Below are 15,741 nucleotides of genomic sequence, written 5' to 3'. Positions count from 1 at the left end.
TGGTTCGTTGCCCGGAGGCAGGTCGGCGGGCGTGGTCCGTACGCGACTGCGCCCGCCGGGCGGGTGTGCCGCCGGGCGGGTGGTGTGGGGTGTGTGGTTACTGGGCGGCGGGCTGCCAGAAGGCTGCGAGGTGCTTCTCCATCAGTCGCCCGGTGTCCGAGGCCTGTTGCACTGAGTGGCCCGCCTTCGTCTCGTCGGCGACGATAGCCAGGGCCTTGTCGAGGATGTCGGTCGGGCGCTCCTCGTACGCGGCGAAGTACGCCATAACCTCTTCCGGTACTCCGGGGTGCTTCCTGAGGGCCGGGGTGAGGATGGCGCATGCCTCGTGCCAGAGGCTGATGTTCACGTAGGCGACGAGCGCGATCGCCGCGGCGCTGCCCTGGAGGCAGATCCAGTTGATGAACGGCGGGTATCCGTAGGCCACCGAGCCGAGTTTCTGGCCGGGGTACTCCTCCAGTGGTGTGCCGTAGGCGAGGGCCGCAGCGCGGATGTTCTTGCCGTCCGTGCTCACCGGCTCGCCGACCTCCAGCAGGAAGTCCGTGGCAGCGGTGTTGGGGAAGCGTGCGGCAGACAGGGCAACGGGCCCTGTCACGTTGTCGAGGGTGGCGGTCTCCAGGCGGACCAGCGCGGCGACGGCGATGTCCCGGAGCTGTCCTTTTCGCGCTTTGCTGACGGAGTCGTTGTCGGTCGCGGCGTACCCGCACGGCCTGTACGAGTTGTTCGGCGGCGGTGTGGATCGACCGGGTGTCCGGCGCAATAAGGGTGGAGGCCGTCGGGAGTCCTCTTCTGTTCGTGCTGCGATCTCTTGGCGGTCTTCTTTCTGGCGCACGCTCGCGTAGGCGGTGATGACGGCATCGGCGATGACTTTCGCCGCCTGGACCAGGTCTTCGTGGCGGTGGGGCCTCGCCCCGGTACTGACTGCGCCCGCCCCTTCTGGCTGAGTTCGCCCTCCCGCTTCCGCACGATGTCGAGGCATGACCACCACATTGCCCTGTGCGCCGCGTTGAGAGCCTGTCAGCTCGCTACTGCCCAAGTGCTCCCATGCTTCTTCAGCACCTCAAGATGCCTCTCCCGGGCATGGAACGCCCGCGCTGCCGCGAGGCTGGTGGCCCGCTTGTCGCCCTGCGTCCGCTTCACCGGCCGTTCTGACTCCTCAGTCGGCCTGATCCGAAGCGAATGCTTCAACAGCCACTGCTGCGCAGGCTGCAGCGTGTCCCACCCGTATCTGCAGCTCTGGCCCCACCAGGCGAGCTCCTCGCCCTGTACCAGCAGCGCCCCGGTCTACTGGGCAGGGTCCCGCCGGCCTTCACATGCCCGGACGGCAGGACTGCACCCACTTCCCCAGATCCTCACCCCGCACAACAAGTTCACCGAGCCCGTACCGAGGCTCCCGCCGCCCTGAAGGTCCCGAAGAAGCTCTCTCCACGCTGTCAGTTCACCCCCTTCGCCCCCGCCCTTGCCGTAGCGAGGCTCACGTTGCCGGCCAGGCACGGTCTCCGGCGTTCATGTGTCTTTGGGCGGCCAGCAAGCGGTGGCCGCCCAAAGACACATGAGGTGGTGGCGCTATGCCTTGAACACGCCGCGGTTGAGGCGAAGCATCCCGACGACGACGGCGACGATGACCGCGGTGGTGACGGCCGTCCCGACGACCGAGCTGGTCGCGGCGAAGATGCCACCGACTCCGGCCACACCCAGCGCCGCGCCCACCGCGAGGGCGGTCTCCTGGAGGGCCGCGGCGCGCGCCACGTCCTTGGACGAGACGCTCCCCAGCAGGTAGGCGTCGCCCGAAGCCATGGAGACGCCTACGCCCAGGCCGATCAGGAAGCTGGCCGGCCACAGTCCGACAACGGCGGCAACGACGAGGCCGAGAGCGCAGGTTCCCAGGCTGAGTTGCAGCATGTGTACCGGAGTGAAGCGGGCCTGCAGCTTGTGGAAGGCGAACCCTCCCAGGGAAACCCATAGGGCCAGGACCGATACCGGCAGGATGGACAGGAGCGAATCGGCTTCCGCGCTGAAGAGGAAGACGGCGCCTGTGTAGCTCGCCGAGCTGACCACAAGCACGAGCGAGGGGGCACCCAGCCGGGAGAAGCTCAGCATGCGTACGTCGATCAGCGGGTCCTGGGAGCGGAGCTGGCGCATGCAGAAGAACGCCAGGACGGCGCAGCCGGCAACCGTGGCGAGCAAGCGCCCGAACGCCGCGCCGTGACTCTGCAGGCCGGCCACGAACAGTCCGAAGCCGACGAAGGCGAGGGCCGAGGACGCGACATCGACCTTGGTCGACGACGCCTGCCCCAGAGTGACGTCGCGCAGCATCATGGTGGCGAGCACTCCGCACACCAGGGCGACGGCGGCCGGAAGCCAGAACAGCATCGTGAAGGCACCCATGTCGACGAACGCACGGCCGATCAGAGGTCCGATACCGGCTCCGATGCTGTACGTGGTGATCCACAGGGAGTAGCCCAGGGTGCGCTCCGAGGTCTTGGGCAGTCCGCCGATGACCGAGGCGACGCTGGAGACGATCAGGGCGTAGCCGAAGCCCTGGATGAACCGGCTTGCTGTCCATGTCCCGGCTGAGTCCAGGAGCGCGGGGCTGGCTCCCGCGATCGCGAAGACGAACAGGCCGGTCGCCAGGGTCACGCCGGGGCCCAGTCGTGCGCCCAGACGTGAGCCGAGGACCACGCTGGAGGCGAGGGCGACCGTGTATCCGTCGATGAACCACAGGCGCCATGAGTCGGTCAGGACCGGCAGGTCGTAGGCGATGGAGTTGAACAGGGTGGAGTCCACACCGCCCAGGAACATGGGGACCAGGAGCAGCGGGAAAAGGACCTTCTTCGATACGGCGGTGGACCGCGCTGGAACAAGGACAGTTCCGGTCATGGCAGACCTCGTCTCAGTTGGCCTTCTTCGGCGCTTGCAGGAGGGGGGAACACCGCGAGGCCGCCCGGCAGGACTGTCAACTTCACCGTCGTCCTCTACCTCCGAGCCTGTGCGGTGTGTGCGGCCTTGGTCGTTGGTGGTCGTGATGTGCCGCGCGGCTGTAGGTGTTGGCGCGGAACTCAGCAGCGGTTTCGGAGGGCGTCATTGAGTCTCCGATTCAATACGGAACCACCCTAGGTGGTTCTATCAGTCTGTACTCTTCCAGGCAACTAGCCAAGCCGGTTCCGGCTTCTTGCCCAAGCTGGCGGCGCCGCCGTCACGTGCCCGGACGGCCGTGCGAGGGCCGCGTGGGCTACCCGTGGTGAGAGCCCTTGATGACGAACCTCCCGGCGGCTCCGGTGAGGGTGCACTGCTCCGGGGCGGCACGGTGCCAGGCCTGGGCCACCCCGGCGAGGCCAACAGTGCGCAGCGATCTGGTACTTCGCCCGAGCCGGCCGTCCAAGAGCTTTGAGCCAGCGCCGGACCGCCGGGGATGGCGAGCGGCCAAGCAACTGGAGCACGGGCAGCATCGCCGGCCCCGGTTGGCAGGAGCGTCCTCGCCCACGACGCCCCGGTGCTGCGCACCAGAACGGGAGGACGCGGGTATCACGGCGGACGCTCGGCGCAGCAGTGTGCGCGCGGCCATCCGTCCCGGTGGCGAGCACGCTGCGGCCGGGCTTCAAAGAGCACTGCCGTACGAGTCACAGGCATGTCGGCCGGCACTTACCACCGGTCCGCAGGAGGCAGAATTCCGGCCGGTCGCAGCTGTCGTTGCGCAAGTTGAGAGAGGCCGGTCCGGGGGGCTCCCAAAGAACTGCGTGAGCGGTTTCGACGGGCACGCTCCACGGGCCTTTGCTCCTGACAGATGGGGCATGGAGCCATCGTGCCGAGCGTGAGGCAGGAACCCTTCAGTAGCGCATAACTGCCCATAATGGTGCCACTTCTTGTCCTGCGTACGGAAACCACCTAAGGTGGTTCCATGTTCGTCAAGGATTTTCCCGAATTCCGTCTGGGCAAGGTGCTGGCGACCAGCTTCACGGCGACTCTGACGGAACGCTGCGGTGAACCGATCGAGCGCATTCCTGTCCCTGAACGCCTGGTCGACTGGCTGGCCGTCTACGGGATCGTGGTCGACTCCTGCGACGACTCCCAACTTGAGAGCGCCAGGGAATTGCGAGAGGCAATCCATCAAGCCGCGACTGCCGTCGCTCTGCAGACGTCTCCTCCGGCCTCGGCCGTCCAGGTCATCAATGACTGCAGCACCGGCGGCCTGGCCTCAGCGACTCTGTCTCCCGAAGGAAGCCTGGAATGGTGCCTGGGCTCCGCTTCCGTCGAAGACGCACTGAGCGTGATCGCCGCCGACGCGGTCAACATCATCTCCGGTGAACGCGAAGGGAAGATGTCCCTGTGCGCCTCGCCGACCTGCCGCGCGGCGTTCTTCGACACCAGCCGCGGTGCCACTCGCCGATGGTGTGAGATGAACACCTGCGGAAACCGCGAGAAGAAGGCGAGATTCCTCGCCAACAAGCGAGACAAGCCCAGCCTGGCCAGCTGAGAACTCACTCTCCCGGCTGCTCAACACCACCGGGCCACAGGCGAAGGTTTCGCCCAGGCCGTCCGAGCCCCAGGCCGCGATACGGCACACCTCGTGCACGGGCTGTACAAGTGCGTACACGCGCCGACGCCACTCACCGCAGCTGGGTTCAACGCCAGATCCAGCCAGGCGCGTTGAGCATGGACCGCATGGCGAAGCGCTTCTCGCGAGGTCGGAACGACGCTGCTCGGCGACCGCCGAGCCCAAGCGCTGCTGACGACGAAGGCAGGGCGTCATACCCACCACGCGCCCGATAGCGGCGGATCATGCAGTCCTGGGTCTTGCGGGCGGGGCAGTCGGTGCCGTCGAGGGCGAAGTAGCGCAAGGCGGTGAACTGCGCCTCGATCCGGTTGAGCCAGGAGCTGTTGGTCGGGGTGTAGTCCACTCAGAGGCATCGCTGTCCCGTGCCTCCGCGAGCGGCACAACCCACGTTTGGCGCACGGCTCGCTTCCAGCCAGTGGCGACAGCGTGCGACGCTACTAGCTCAGGTGGTGAGCAGTTCGGCGATCTCATGGGCCAGCTCCGGCCCGAGCGAGCCCCAGCCGTCCTTGTAGCCGTACACACTCCCCAGGGTGCGGGCGTCGTAGTCGCCGTTCAGGATGTCTATGTCGGTGGGGGTGATGAGCGACGGGTGGGGGACACCGACGGCGCCCGAGACCTTCAGCAAATCCCTGCGCAGGGTGCGCAGATACGTCGCGGCCCGGATGCTCTTCGAGGGCGCGTCGATGCCGCGCGCCAGCCACGGGTTCTGGGTGGCGATGCCGGTGGGGCACTTGTCGGTGTGGCACTTCTGGGCCTGGATGCAGCCGATGGACAGCATCGCCTCACGGCCCACGTTGATCATGTCGACGCCGAGGGCGAACGCGACGACGGCGTTCTCGGGCAGGCCGAGCTTGCCGGAGCCGATGAAGGTGATGTCGTCGGTCAGGCCCCGCTCGGCGAACACGCCGTAGACGCGGGAGAAGCCCACGCGGAACGGCAGGGACACCGAGTCGGCGAAGATCAGGGGAGCCGCCCCGGTGCCGCCCTCGCCACCGTCGACGGTCACGAAGTCGACCCCTCGCTCACCCCGCTCCATCAGCGTGGCGAGTTCTTCCCAGAAGTCCATCTCCCCGATGGCGCTCTTGATCCCGACCGGCAATCCGGTCTCCGTGGCCAACAGTTCCACGAAGTCGAGCATCGAGTTCACGTCGTGGAACGCGGTGTGCCGCGACGGTGAAGCGCAGTCCTCGCCCGCAGGAATGTCGCGGATCCCGGCAATCTCGTCTGTGACCTTCGCGCCCGGCAGCATGCCGCCGAGCCCCGGCTTCGCGCCCTGCGAGAGCTTGATCTCGATCGCCTTGACGGGCGCGCCCGCGACCGTGGACTTGAGCTTGTCGAGGTTGAACGTCCCGTCCTCGTTGCGGCAGCCGAAGTACGACGTACCGAGCTGCAGAACGAGGTCCGCGCCGTTGAGGTGGTAGGGCGACAGGCCGCCCTCGCCGGTGTTCTGCATCGTCCCGGCCAGCGCCGCGCCCTTGTTGAGCGCCGTGACGGCCGCTCCGGACAGCGAGCCGAAGCTCATCGCCGAAAGGTTGATGACGCTCGCCGGGCGGAACGCCTTCGCGCGGCCGCGAGGCCCGCCGAGCACCTTGGCAGAGGGCAACGCCGCCTGCGGGTCGCTCAGATCGGGCAGCGCACCGGCGAACGTACGCTGCTTCACGTATGCATGACCCTGCTCGTGCTCGATGTCGTTGTCGGTGCCGAACCCGAAGTAGTTGTTCTCCCCCTTCGCCGACGCGTAGATCCAGCTGCGCTGGTCACGGCTGAAGGGACGCTCCTCGTCGTTGGATGTCACGATGTACTGCCGCAGCTCGGGGCCGATCGCCTCCAGTACATACCTGGCGTGTCCCACCAGGGGGAAGTTCCTCAGCAGCGCGTGCTTCTTCTGCACGAGGTCGCGGGCGGCCACCAGCGCCAACCCCGTGGCGGCTGCCGCACCTATGCTCCGAGCACGCATCGCAGACGTTCCTCTCCTCGACTGGCCGAACCTCACGGTGACCGTCTACCCCGCGCCGCGGAAATGCCACGCGATGCCTCAGACCCGAGGGCACCGTCCCTGCGGGAGGGACGTCGGGCGGCCCGTACGGGGGTCGGGCCGCGCCGCGGGCGGGTCAGAGCGCCGAGTCGAGGTGCCCGAGGTGCTTGATGAGGTTCATGTTCTCGGCGTAGTCCACCGGGCAGTTGATGATCGACACGCCCGGGTCCGCCAGTGCCTCACGGAGCGTCGGCAGCAGGTCCCCGGCAGACTCGATGTGGTAGCCCTTCGCGCCAAAACTGCGGGCGTACTGGACGATGTCCGGGTTGCCGAAGTCGGTGTTGGAGTTTTCCCCGACCTCCAGTTCCATCTTCCACTTGATGAGCCCGTAGCCGTTGTCCTCCCAGATCAGAACGGTCAGCGGAATGTTCTCGCGGACCGCCGTCTCGATCTCCTGGGAGTGCATGAGGAACGAGCCGTCGCCGACCGCCGCCAGTACCTTCGTCTGCGGCCTGGCGAGCTGGACCGCGAGCGCGCCGGGCAGCGAGAAGCCCATGGTGGACAAGCCGTTGGAGATGAGGCAGGTGTTCGGCGCGTACGTCGGGTAGAGCCGGGCCATCCACATCTTCAGCGCGCCGGTGTCGACCAGCACGATGTCGTCGCGACCGAGCGCGGCGCGGGTGTCGGCGATGACGCGCTGCGGGGCGAGCGGGTAGCGCTCGTCCGCGGCGCCCTGCTTGAGTTCCTTGGCCAGCAGCGCGCGGGTGGCCGCGGTGTCCTCGTCGTCGATGCTCCAGCGCAGGCCGTCGAGTTCGGTGGCGAGGGCGTCGAGGGAGGCGGAGATGTCGCCGATGATGCCGACGTCGACCGAGTAGCTGTCGTCCACCTCAGCCGGGAAACGGTGGATGTGGACGATCTTCTTGTCACCGTCCGGGTTGATCCGGGACGGGTCGAACTCCTGCAGCTCGTAGCCGACTGCGATGACGACGTCGGCCTCCTCGAACCCGAAGTTGGTGTAGTCGCGCCGCATGAAGCCGAACGTGCCGGTCGCGCACGGGTGGTCGTCGGACAGGACGCCCTTGCCGTGGAAGGTGGTCGCCGCCGACACGTCGAGTGCGGTGGCGAACGCCGCCAGCGACTCCTCGGCGCCGCCGCGCGCCGCGCCGTGTCCGGCGAGGATCACCGGTCGGCGGGCCTCACGCAGCAGCTCCGCCGCCCGCTTGATCTGCTTCGGGGACGGGGCTTCGGGCTGTACGACGTTCCTGCGCAGCGGGCGCAGGTCAGAGCCGTCCGTCGCCGCGTCGACGTCCTCGGGCACGGCGAGGTAGACGGCGCCGGGCCGCTCGGACTGCGCGGTCTTGAACGCGCGCCGCACCATCTCGGGGATGGCCCGGGTGGCCGGGACCTCCGCCGACCACTTCGTGACCGGGGCGAACATGCTCACCAGGTCCACGAACTGGTGGGACTCCTTGTAGTTGCGCTCCTTGCCGACCTGCGCGGTGATCGCGACGACGGGCGTGCTGTTCGTCATGGCGTCGGCGACGCCCAGCATCAGGTTGATCGCGCCGGGCCCCAGCGTCGCGGACATCACACCCGCCGAGCCGGTGAGCCGGCCGTGCATCTCCGCCATGAAGGACGCGGCCTGCTCGTGCCGGGTGAGGATGTAGCGGATCTTCTCCGAGCGGGCGAGGGCGTTGGTGAAACGGATGTTCTCCTCGCCGGGTACGCCGAACACCACCTCGACGCCCTCGTTCTCCAGGCAGCGAACCAGGAGTTCGGCCGCTCCGTCGGGGGTCTGCTTCCGGTGCTCGGCGTCGCTCACGCTGATCGTGTCCTCTCCTGGGTTTTGGCCGCGCCGATGGGCGGGCCGGTCAGCCGTCTACCCCGGCCGGCCGCCCGGACGCCTGCGGACCGGGGCTACGAGAAGCTCAGTTGGACCGGGAGTGCGCCGTCCGGGCCTTCGGCGCCACCTGCCCCGGCATCCCGTACAGCGCGCCCTACGGCAAACAGCGTCCCCAGACCGGGGACACCGCTACGCACGGCTGGCGCGCCCGCTCGGCCAGCCGTACAAGGGCACGGCGGCCTCGACCTGGACGCGTCGAGTGGGAGACGGCCAGCGGCACCCACGGGAGTTGCCAGAGCGGTTGAGGATCGCCCGGGAGACGGTGGCCGATGTGATGGCCGATGTCGGGAGGCCGTCGTCCGAGATGAAGATCAAGACGAGGGTTCGGTGCCTTCCCCGTTTCTGTCCCCGTCCTGGTCCCTTGCCCCGTCCCAGTCCCGCAGTTGGCGCAGCGCGAGGCCGGTCGCCGATTTGCACAGGAACTCGGCGCGCTCGTAGGACAGGCGCCCTCGGCCGGTCTGCGGGCAGATGTCGGACGCGCCCAGAATGCCCGCACGCGCCGGACCCGGGCGTCGGTCGGTGAGGAATACCGGGCCCTGGGTCCGGCCGTCGAGGAGTTCGGACAGCAGCGCGGCCGTTTTCGATCGCCAGGTGATCCACGCGTCACGCCGGTCCGACCGCCGGTCCGTGCGGCAGGCTCGTCGCTCCGGCAGGTCGAGGTCCTGGACGTTCAGGGCCAGCAGGGCCGTCACGGTGGAACCGGACTCGTGCAGCAGCGTCCACAAGGTGCGCTCGCGCAACGGGGCTTCCACCTCTCCCGGCCACGCAGTTCCCGGCGGGAGCGGGGTGGGTGCGGGCGCCGGTGCGCGGTGGCGCCGGGGTACCCGCTGGGGGATGGCCGTGTCGAGGGCCGGGGTGTGCGCCCATGCCCCGAACGCCCGTACGGCGGCTCGGTGCCGGTTCCAGGTGGACGCTGCCACGCCGCCCCACGAGAGGCGGAAGGCACCAGAGATCTGATTGGCCGTCAGTGAGGTGAGCGGCATCCCCACCCCCAGAGCCAGCCGCAGCCGCCACAAGGTCTGTCCGTAGGAGCGGGCCGTCGCCGGTGCGAGCCGGTCCTGGGCCAGGAACGCGTCGACGGCCTCTCCGAACGTCGGCGTGGACGCGTCCCCGACCGGGATCGCCTCGGCACGACGCGTCAGGTATACGCGTTCGGCGGCGTTCCTGGTCAGCAGCGCCGCGCGCTCGAACTCGCGGCGTGCTTCCTCGCCGCGCCCCAGGCGCAGCAGCAGGTCGCCGCGCACGCCGGGGAGCAGGTGGTAGTCGCGGAGCGCGGGGTCAGGGGCGAGCGCGTCGACGAGGGCGAGGCCTGCTGCGGGGCCGTCCGCCATGCCCACCGCGACCGCCTGGTTGAGCCGCACCACGGCGGTCGGCAGGAGGCGGGCGAGGGCGGCGTACAGTCCGCAGATCCGTACCCAGTCGGTCTCCTCGGCGGTGCGTGCCTGGGCGTGGCAGACGGCGATCGCGGCCTGCAGTACGTAGGGGCCTGGCCGGCCGGGCGTACCGGCCGCGCGAGCCCGCAGCATCGCCGCGAAGCCGCGACGGATGAGCAAGGGGTCCCAGCGTCCCCGGTTCTGCAGGTGCAACGGAACCGGTTCGCCGTCGGGGCCGGTGCGGGCCGCCGTGCGGGAGGCCTGGACCTCCATGAGCGCCACCAGGCCGTGTACTTCCGCCTCGTCGGGTACCGACCGGGCGAGCAGGCGACCCAGCCGCAGCGCCTCCAGGCACAGGGCGGGCCGCATCAGGTCGTCGCCCGAGGTCGCCGAGTAGCCCTCGTTGAAGATCAGGTAGACGACCTCCAGGACGGAGGCGAGGCGTTCGGCCAGCTCGGCGGTGTCCGGGAGTTCGAACGGCACCCGCTCCTCGGCGAGTGTGCGCTTCGCCGTGGCGATGCGGCGGGCGATCAGCGGCTCGGCGGTGAGGAACGCGCGGGCGATCTCGGACGCGGTGAGTCCGCCGAGCAGCCGCAGGGTCAGGGCGACGCGTGCCTCGGTCGACAGGACCGAGTGGCAGGAGACGAACATCAGCCGTAGCACGTCGTCCTGTTCGGAGGCGGGATCGGCGGACACAAGACCGTGGTCGACGCCGCCGTCGCCATCACCGTCGAGCCGCTGGCGCTCGGCCAGTTCGTGCGCGAGCGTCTCGCCGTGCTCGGCCAAGCGCCGGTCCCGGCGGATGTGGTCGACGGCGCGGCGCTTGGCGACGGCGGTGAGCCAGGCACCCGGATTTTCCGGGATGCCCGACTCGGGCCACCGCTCCAGCGCCGCGACCAGCGCGTCCTGCGCCAGCTCCTCGGCCACGCCGACGTCGCGCACCATGCGGGTGAGCGCGGCGACGATTGGGGCCGACTCCATCTTCCAGATCGCGTCGACCGTGCGGTGGACGTCCGTCACGGACCGAAGACCTGCTGGATCACGCTCTCGCCGTCACCGACGATCTTCCGGAACCGGCGGCCCAGTTCCACCGCCTCCTCCTTGGAGCGGACCTCGATGAGGGCGAAGCCGACGACGGCCTCCTTGGCCTCGGCGAACGGGCCGTCCATGACGGTGATGTCGTCGCCCTCGGAGACCAGCCGGACACCGCCCGGTTCGAGCCCGCCGGTGGCCAGCAGCGCACCTGCGGCGCTCAGCTCCTCGATGAAGGCGCCCATCTCGGCGAAGAGCTTCTCGTCGGGGACCTTCGCCGTCTCCGAGGCCTTGGTCGTCATCAGGTAGCGCATGGTGTCTCTCCGGTCTCGTCCCGCCCGGCCGGATCGCCGGGGCGTACTGACACGTCGTACCGACGATGTGACAGGGAATTAGCTGGTTCCCTGTTGTATCAGCGGATCGACGTTGCTGCGAGCCCCACGGAAGAAGTCCGAGGCCCGTCCCCTTCGAAGGAGCCCGTCGTGACCACCAGCACCCACCTCTCGCACGCCACAGCCACCACCACCGCCACACCGGCAGCCGCCGCCGGCCAGGCACGCCCCGCTGCCCCGCGCGGCTCGGTCGGCACCCGACGGCTGCTCGCCTGCGCTGCCGTCGCCGGCCCGCTGTGGGTGGCCGTTTCGGTCGCCCAGGCACTCACCCGTGAGGGGTTCGAGCCGACCCGGCACGCGCTCAGCCAACTGGCCACCGGATCGCTCGGCTGGCTGCAGATCACCAACTTCGTGATCGCCGGGATCCTGGCCACGGTGGGTGCGGCCGGACTGCGCCGGGTCATGCGGGGGACGGCCGGTGGTGTCGCGGTGCCGCGGCTGGTCCGGGTGGTCGGGGTCGGCATGGTCGCCGCCGGGCTGCTGACGATGGACCCGGCGGACGCCTTCCCGGTGGGCACGCCGGCGGGCATCCCGCAGTCGATGAGCTGGCACGCGTACGGACACATGGCCGCCGGGTCGATCACCTTCGCCTCGCTGATCGCCGCGGGCTACCTGCTCGGCCGGCACTTCTCCCGGCTGGGGAACCGGCGGCTCGCGGTGGTCTCCCGCGTCGCCGCCACGGTGATGCTGGCCGGCGACGCGTGGTCGATGGGCGGCGGCAGGGCGGGCGCGCTGACCATGGCCATCGGCACGACCGTCATGTTCACGCTGCTCGCGTACGTGGCCGTGCACTACCGGCGTACTGCCTGAGGGCCATCACCAAAAAGTCCCCGCGACCCAGAACCGAATGACCAGCAACCCACGAGGAAGAGAGACAGCGCGATGCGCATTGTGATGGGTGAATTCGTCAGCCTGGACGGCGTCATGCAGGCCCCGGGCGGCCCTGACGAGGACGTTGACGGAGGGTTCGCCCACGGCGGCTGGACGCACCCGTTCTTCGACCCGCAGGTGATGGGCGGTGCCCTCGCCGAGTGGGCAGCCGACACCGACGGCCTGCTCTTCGGGCGCCGCACGTGGCAGACCATGGCCGCGGCGTGGCCCGAGCGGGCCGGTGACCCCTTCGCCGACCACATGAACTCGGTAGCCAAGTACGTCGTCTCCAGCACCCTGGGTGAAGCCGACCTGACGTGGAACAACACCACCCGCATACCCGGCGACCAGGCACTCGACCAGATCCGAAAGCTGCGTGACACCGAGGGCCGGGACCTGGTGGTGATGGGCAGCCTTTCGCTCGCCCGCACCCTCCTGACCGAAGGCCTGGTCGACGAACTGCGCCTCATGATCATGCCGGTGCTGCTCGGCGGCGGAAAGACGATCTACCCGGCCGACGGCGCGCTGCGCACGCTCGAGCTGATCTCGACCGTGGTCAGCAGCACGGGCGTGCACGTGTGCACCTACCGGACGCCATCAACGCAGTCGTCGTCCTGACCGACGGAAGGAACGAGACCAAGGGGGGACCCGAACTCGAAGAGCTCAAGAGGATCATCGGCGACCGGGACACACCGCCCGTCCGCGTCTTCGCCATCGCCTACGGAACCGACGTCGGCGCCACGGAGCTGAAGCAGATCGCCGAAGCCACCCACGCCCGCGCCTACCGCGCCAGCGACCCCAACACCATCCCCAACGTTCTCACCAACGTCATCTCGAACTTCTGACACGCAGCGGACGCGGCGTCCGACCTACCTCATCTGACGGCGGCGCCGGAGCACCCCGGTGCGCCGGGCGGAACACCCAGCGCCAGGACGAGGACCGCGGCGCCCGTCCGCGCTCCGGCCCCGCGTTCGGGGCTGCCGGGGGAGAGGGGCCAAGTCCCCTATGCGCCAAGTCCCCTATGCGGTCCCCTACGAAAAGTTCCCGGCCTCTCCCACTGTTCTCGCAGGTCAGTCCTCCTGGTCAGCGCGTCTGAAAACCCGGACAACCCCAGCTCGCCCCGTCCTGCCCTCCCACCCACGGAAGAGAGAGGGGTGGGGGGCGGCCAGGCCGGGCGCTCCCGGGGGCTACAGCCACTCGAAGGAGAGAAGCGGCCCGCCGTCCCGTGATGCCCGGCAAAGGATGCCGGTCAACGCCCCATGTAGCAGTGACGTCGCCTCGCCACCGGTTGGGGAGTTCCCCGTTCCACCGCGCCGCCAGCGCGTACCGTGTGACCGTGCCGGGCGGGCATGACACGCCAGTGAAGGATGGGCGTGAGAGCGGCGGCAGCTGCACCAAGGAACCAGGCCATGGGCCCGTGTACATGGGCGAGGGCGGTGACCACGGCAGCAAGTGCTTCCCGCAGGTGTCCAAGCCGGGTGACCGCGAACAGTTCCTGCGGAGACTACGGGGCGCCCACGACGGCGCGCAGGTCTGCGGCCACCCTCGCCGCGACGGACTGGTCACTGGCCGACGGGACCCATGTGCGCTCGCGGATCTGCCACTCGGCTTCCTTCGTCCGCTCTTCGGCCTCCTGCCGCATGCCCATGCCCGCGATGCTGTGCCGCTGCCCATCAGCTGCGGAGCGCGGGCAACCTGCCTGCGCTCCGGCCCCATGACGCCGGTCACGTGACTGCTTCGTGCCAGTCTCTCGGGCAGGAGTGCCGATTCTGAGCTCAGCGGTGTGGAACGGGGCCGTGGCTGCTGCGCATCCTTAACAACTGCACCAAGAGGTGTGAGCCGTGCAGTCCCGGATCGAGAAGTGAGCACCACCATGAGCGCGTCCCCTGCCATCGTTGCCGTGCCCCGTACGGGCCGGAGAGCCTGGGCCTATGCGATGTTGTCGGCCCTGGCCGGAGGGGTCCTGCTCGGCATTCTGACGAATCTGGCCCAGGGCTGGCTTCCGGGTGCGGCGAATCAGATCGCCAATTCCGGTGCGGTCTGGTCGGTCGCCGCGTTTGGTGCGGGCGCGCTGCTGGCCCGGAAGGTCGGCCTGCCCGCGGCCGCCGTTGCGGGCCTGCTCGCCGAGTCCGGCCTTGTCGTCGGCTACTACGGTTACGCGGAGGTCGGCCGCGACGGCATGGGCTCGCTGTTCGCCCCCCTCGTCTGGGTCGGCATGGCATGCGTCGCAGGCCCCCTCTTCGGAGTCGCAGGCGCCTGGTGGCGGGGCACCAGCCCGCGCCGCCGCGTCATCGGCCTCGCCGCCCTGGCCGGGGTGTTCGGCATGGAAGGCATCCACTACGCCTGGGGTCTGCAGTACCCCACCGAGGCATGGAGCTGCTTCACCGTGCTGGTGCTCGTGCCGCTCCTCATGAGCCGCACCCACAAGGAACGCGCGCTGACCCTCCTGACCGCCGTCCCCTTCTCGCTCCTGGCCTACCTCGTTGTCTACCAGTTGATCCTGGTGCCACTCCTCGGCTGAGAGGGCCGAACGGAGTCGGAGCTCTGGGGTCATTGCCCCGGTGATCGACTCCAGCGGCGCGCGGGTCACGGCCGCAGCGGTCGACCGCAGGCCGGTCGAGACCTGGTGGGAGCAGAGGTCCGGTCCTCGGGGCCCTTCTGGGCTGCCCCAGCGAGGTCCGGGCGCTTTCATCGGAGGCCGGTCAGAGACCTCGGTTCCGTGGGCGATCGGCTCTTCGTTGACCACCCCAGTGGGCGGCACGGTAGGCGGGTTTGCCGGAACCTCAGGCCGCGCCGCAGCACTGCGTCCATGTCGTCTTGGAGGCTGACCTTGCTCCGCCGTGTGGTGGAGGCGGGCGTGGCAAGGCCCTCCTGCCAGTTGATCTGTGCCGCAGTCGCTCACGGCAGGGTGAAGGCATGACGACGACATGGCACGTCCACCTGGAAACCGATACGGCGGGCCCGGCACGGCCCGGTGTGCCCGCCTGGGCGGAGCGCGTCGCGCACGCCATCCCGCTCGTGGCGCTGCCCGTCGGTATCTGGCGGCTGCCCTTCGCCTTCGGGTACGGAATGGGCGGAGAGCCCCTGTCCCCTGCCTGGTACAACGCGCCTTACGTCTTCGGGCTGACGCTCCTCACCGAGATCCTCGCGCTGCTCAGCTTCGGACTGGTCCGCCGCTGGGGCGAGGTCGTTCCGCACTGGGTGCCGGGGCTGGGCGGGCGGCGCGTCCCGCCGGCCGCCGCGATCGTCCCGGCAACCCTGGGCGGCCTCGTCTTCACCGGACTCGGCATCCACTGGCTGTACGAGGCTGTTGCCGTCGGCACGGCGGCCTGGCCGTACGACGAGGGCTGGGACATTCTCGCGATGGTGATGAGCGGGCTGCTGAACCTGTGGGGGCCGCTGCTCCTGGTGCTCACGTATGCGTACTACCGGCGCCGCCGGCCGGGGGCCCGGAGGAGGAACAGGTCGTAGAGAAGACCGGTGGGGGCGGCACTGGCCGGAGGCGGCCCGGCACCCGGTCACGGACCGTCTCCGCCACTGCGGCGAGGCCGCGCGAGAGGAAGCGGAGTCCATGCTGCCTTGTTCACGGGAGGCCCCGCGCAGGAGGGCCAGCCGCGCGCGGGGCGATGCCGGCCTGGGACGCC

General features: G+C 69.4%; 14 protein-coding genes. 6 read left to right on the top strand and 8 right to left on the bottom strand.

Annotated elements, in window-relative coordinates; all coding sequences use genetic code 11:
* Nucleotides 1–97: 97 nt before the first annotated feature.
* The gene (locus ACFYVL_RS00265) at nt 98–592 is read right to left on the bottom strand and encodes a hypothetical protein (protein ID WP_389240152.1); all 495 of its coding nucleotides are present in this window, start codon (nt 590–592) and stop codon (nt 98–100) included.
* 971 nt (nt 593–1,563) lie between these two features.
* Nucleotides 1,564–2,877, bottom strand: coding sequence for an MFS transporter (locus tag ACFYVL_RS00260; RefSeq protein WP_389240150.1), 1,314 nt, complete (start codon nt 2,875–2,877; stop codon nt 1,564–1,566).
* 1,018 nt (nt 2,878–3,895) lie between these two features.
* On the opposite strand from ACFYVL_RS00260, the gene ACFYVL_RS00255 reads away from it, so the two are divergent.
* Nucleotides 3,896–4,471 carry a CGNR zinc finger domain-containing protein gene (locus tag ACFYVL_RS00255; RefSeq protein ID WP_389240148.1) on the top strand — a complete coding sequence of 192 codons (576 nt, stop codon included), beginning with the start codon at nt 3,896–3,898 and terminating at the stop codon, nt 4,469–4,471.
* Between the two features lie 148 nt (nt 4,472–4,619).
* Here the strand turns inward: ACFYVL_RS00255 and ACFYVL_RS00250 are convergent, their stop codons facing one another.
* The 5 genes from ACFYVL_RS00250 to ACFYVL_RS00230 form a co-directional block, all read right to left on the bottom strand.
* Nucleotides 4,620–4,895 (bottom strand): hypothetical protein, encoded by a 276-nt coding sequence (locus tag ACFYVL_RS00250; RefSeq protein ID WP_389241326.1) that lies wholly within the window; start codon nt 4,893–4,895, stop codon nt 4,620–4,622.
* A 99-nt stretch (nt 4,896–4,994) separates the two neighbouring features.
* Nucleotides 4,995–6,509, bottom strand: coding sequence for a glutamate synthase-related protein (locus ACFYVL_RS00245; RefSeq protein ID WP_389240147.1), 1,515 nt, complete (start codon nt 6,507–6,509; stop codon nt 4,995–4,997).
* 154 nt (nt 6,510–6,663) lie between these two features.
* Entirely contained in the window at nt 6,664–8,349 is a 1,686-nt protein-coding gene (locus tag ACFYVL_RS00240) for an acetolactate synthase large subunit (RefSeq protein ID WP_389240146.1), read from the bottom strand.
* A gap of 392 nt (nt 8,350–8,741) precedes the next feature.
* Nucleotides 8,742–10,823: a DUF6596 domain-containing protein gene (locus ACFYVL_RS00235; protein ID WP_389240145.1), complete on the bottom strand. Its 2,082-nt coding sequence runs from the start codon at nt 10,821–10,823 to the stop codon at nt 8,742–8,744.
* Entirely contained in the window at nt 10,820–11,149 is a 330-nt protein-coding gene (locus ACFYVL_RS00230; RefSeq protein ID WP_389240143.1) for a YciI family protein, read from the bottom strand. Before ACFYVL_RS00230 ends, ACFYVL_RS00235 begins: the two co-directional genes overlap by 4 nt.
* A gap of 168 nt (nt 11,150–11,317) precedes the next feature.
* Here ACFYVL_RS00230 and ACFYVL_RS00225 point away from each other — a divergent pair, with 168 nt between their 5' ends.
* From ACFYVL_RS00225 to ACFYVL_RS00215, 3 genes are all read left to right on the top strand, one after another.
* Nucleotides 11,318–12,037 (top strand): DUF998 domain-containing protein, encoded by a 720-nt coding sequence (locus tag ACFYVL_RS00225; RefSeq protein WP_389240141.1) that lies wholly within the window; start codon nt 11,318–11,320, stop codon nt 12,035–12,037.
* Nucleotides 12,038–12,109: 72 nt separating this feature from the next.
* Nucleotides 12,110–12,715, top strand: coding sequence for a dihydrofolate reductase family protein (locus ACFYVL_RS00220; protein WP_389240138.1), 606 nt, complete (start codon nt 12,110–12,112; stop codon nt 12,713–12,715).
* On the top strand, nt 12,676–12,942 hold the full coding sequence (locus ACFYVL_RS00215) for a VWA domain-containing protein (protein ID WP_389240137.1): 267 nt from the start codon (nt 12,676–12,678) through the stop codon (nt 12,940–12,942). The genes ACFYVL_RS00220 and ACFYVL_RS00215 overlap by 40 nt, the downstream gene beginning before the upstream one ends.
* Before the next feature lie 659 nt (nt 12,943–13,601).
* Here the strand turns inward: ACFYVL_RS00215 and ACFYVL_RS00210 are convergent.
* Nucleotides 13,602–13,745: a hypothetical protein gene (locus ACFYVL_RS00210; protein ID WP_389240134.1), complete on the bottom strand. Its 144-nt coding sequence runs from the start codon at nt 13,743–13,745 to the stop codon at nt 13,602–13,604.
* 225 nt (nt 13,746–13,970) lie between these two features.
* Between ACFYVL_RS00210 and ACFYVL_RS00205 the strand changes: the two genes are divergently transcribed.
* Together ACFYVL_RS00205 and ACFYVL_RS00200 are read left to right on the top strand one after the other, a co-directional pair.
* The gene (locus ACFYVL_RS00205; protein ID WP_389240132.1) at nt 13,971–14,618 is read left to right on the top strand and encodes a DUF6518 family protein; all 648 of its coding nucleotides are present in this window, start codon (nt 13,971–13,973) and stop codon (nt 14,616–14,618) included.
* 395 nt (nt 14,619–15,013) lie between these two features.
* On the top strand, nt 15,014–15,568 hold the full coding sequence (locus tag ACFYVL_RS00200; protein ID WP_389240131.1) for a hypothetical protein: 555 nt from the start codon (nt 15,014–15,016) through the stop codon (nt 15,566–15,568).
* Nucleotides 15,569–15,741: the final 173 nt, after the last annotated feature.

The sequence above is a fragment of the Streptomyces sp. NPDC004111 genome (assembly GCF_042874215.1).
In the GTDB taxonomy this organism is placed as follows: Bacteria; Actinomycetota; Actinomycetes; order Streptomycetales; family Streptomycetaceae; genus Streptomyces.
The sequence above is the reverse complement of the archived record's forward strand: the minus strand, read 5'-3'. Positions and strand labels throughout refer to the sequence as shown.

Bases quoted from the DNA above. Each gene is read 5' to 3' on its own strand.
- ACFYVL_RS00260 (WP_389240150.1), bottom strand. From the start codon at position 2,877: ATGACCGGAACTGTCCTTGTTCCAGCGCGGTCCACCGCCGTATCGAAG.
- ACFYVL_RS00255 (WP_389240148.1), top strand. From the start codon at position 3,896: ATGTTCGTCAAGGATTTTCCCGAATTCCGTCTGGGCAAGGTGCTGGCG.
- ACFYVL_RS00245 (WP_389240147.1), bottom strand. From the start codon at position 6,509: ATGCGTGCTCGGAGCATAGGTGCGGCAGCCGCCACGGGGTTGGCGCTG.
- ACFYVL_RS00230 (WP_389240143.1), bottom strand. From the start codon at position 11,149: ATGCGCTACCTGATGACGACCAAGGCCTCGGAGACGGCGAAGGTCCCC.
- ACFYVL_RS00220 (WP_389240138.1), top strand. From the start codon at position 12,110: ATGCGCATTGTGATGGGTGAATTCGTCAGCCTGGACGGCGTCATGCAG.
- ACFYVL_RS00210 (WP_389240134.1), bottom strand. From the start codon at position 13,745: ATGGGCATGCGGCAGGAGGCCGAAGAGCGGACGAAGGAAGCCGAGTGG.
- ACFYVL_RS00205 (WP_389240132.1), top strand. From the start codon at position 13,971: ATGAGCGCGTCCCCTGCCATCGTTGCCGTGCCCCGTACGGGCCGGAGA.
- ACFYVL_RS00200 (WP_389240131.1), top strand. From the start codon at position 15,014: ATGACGACGACATGGCACGTCCACCTGGAAACCGATACGGCGGGCCCG.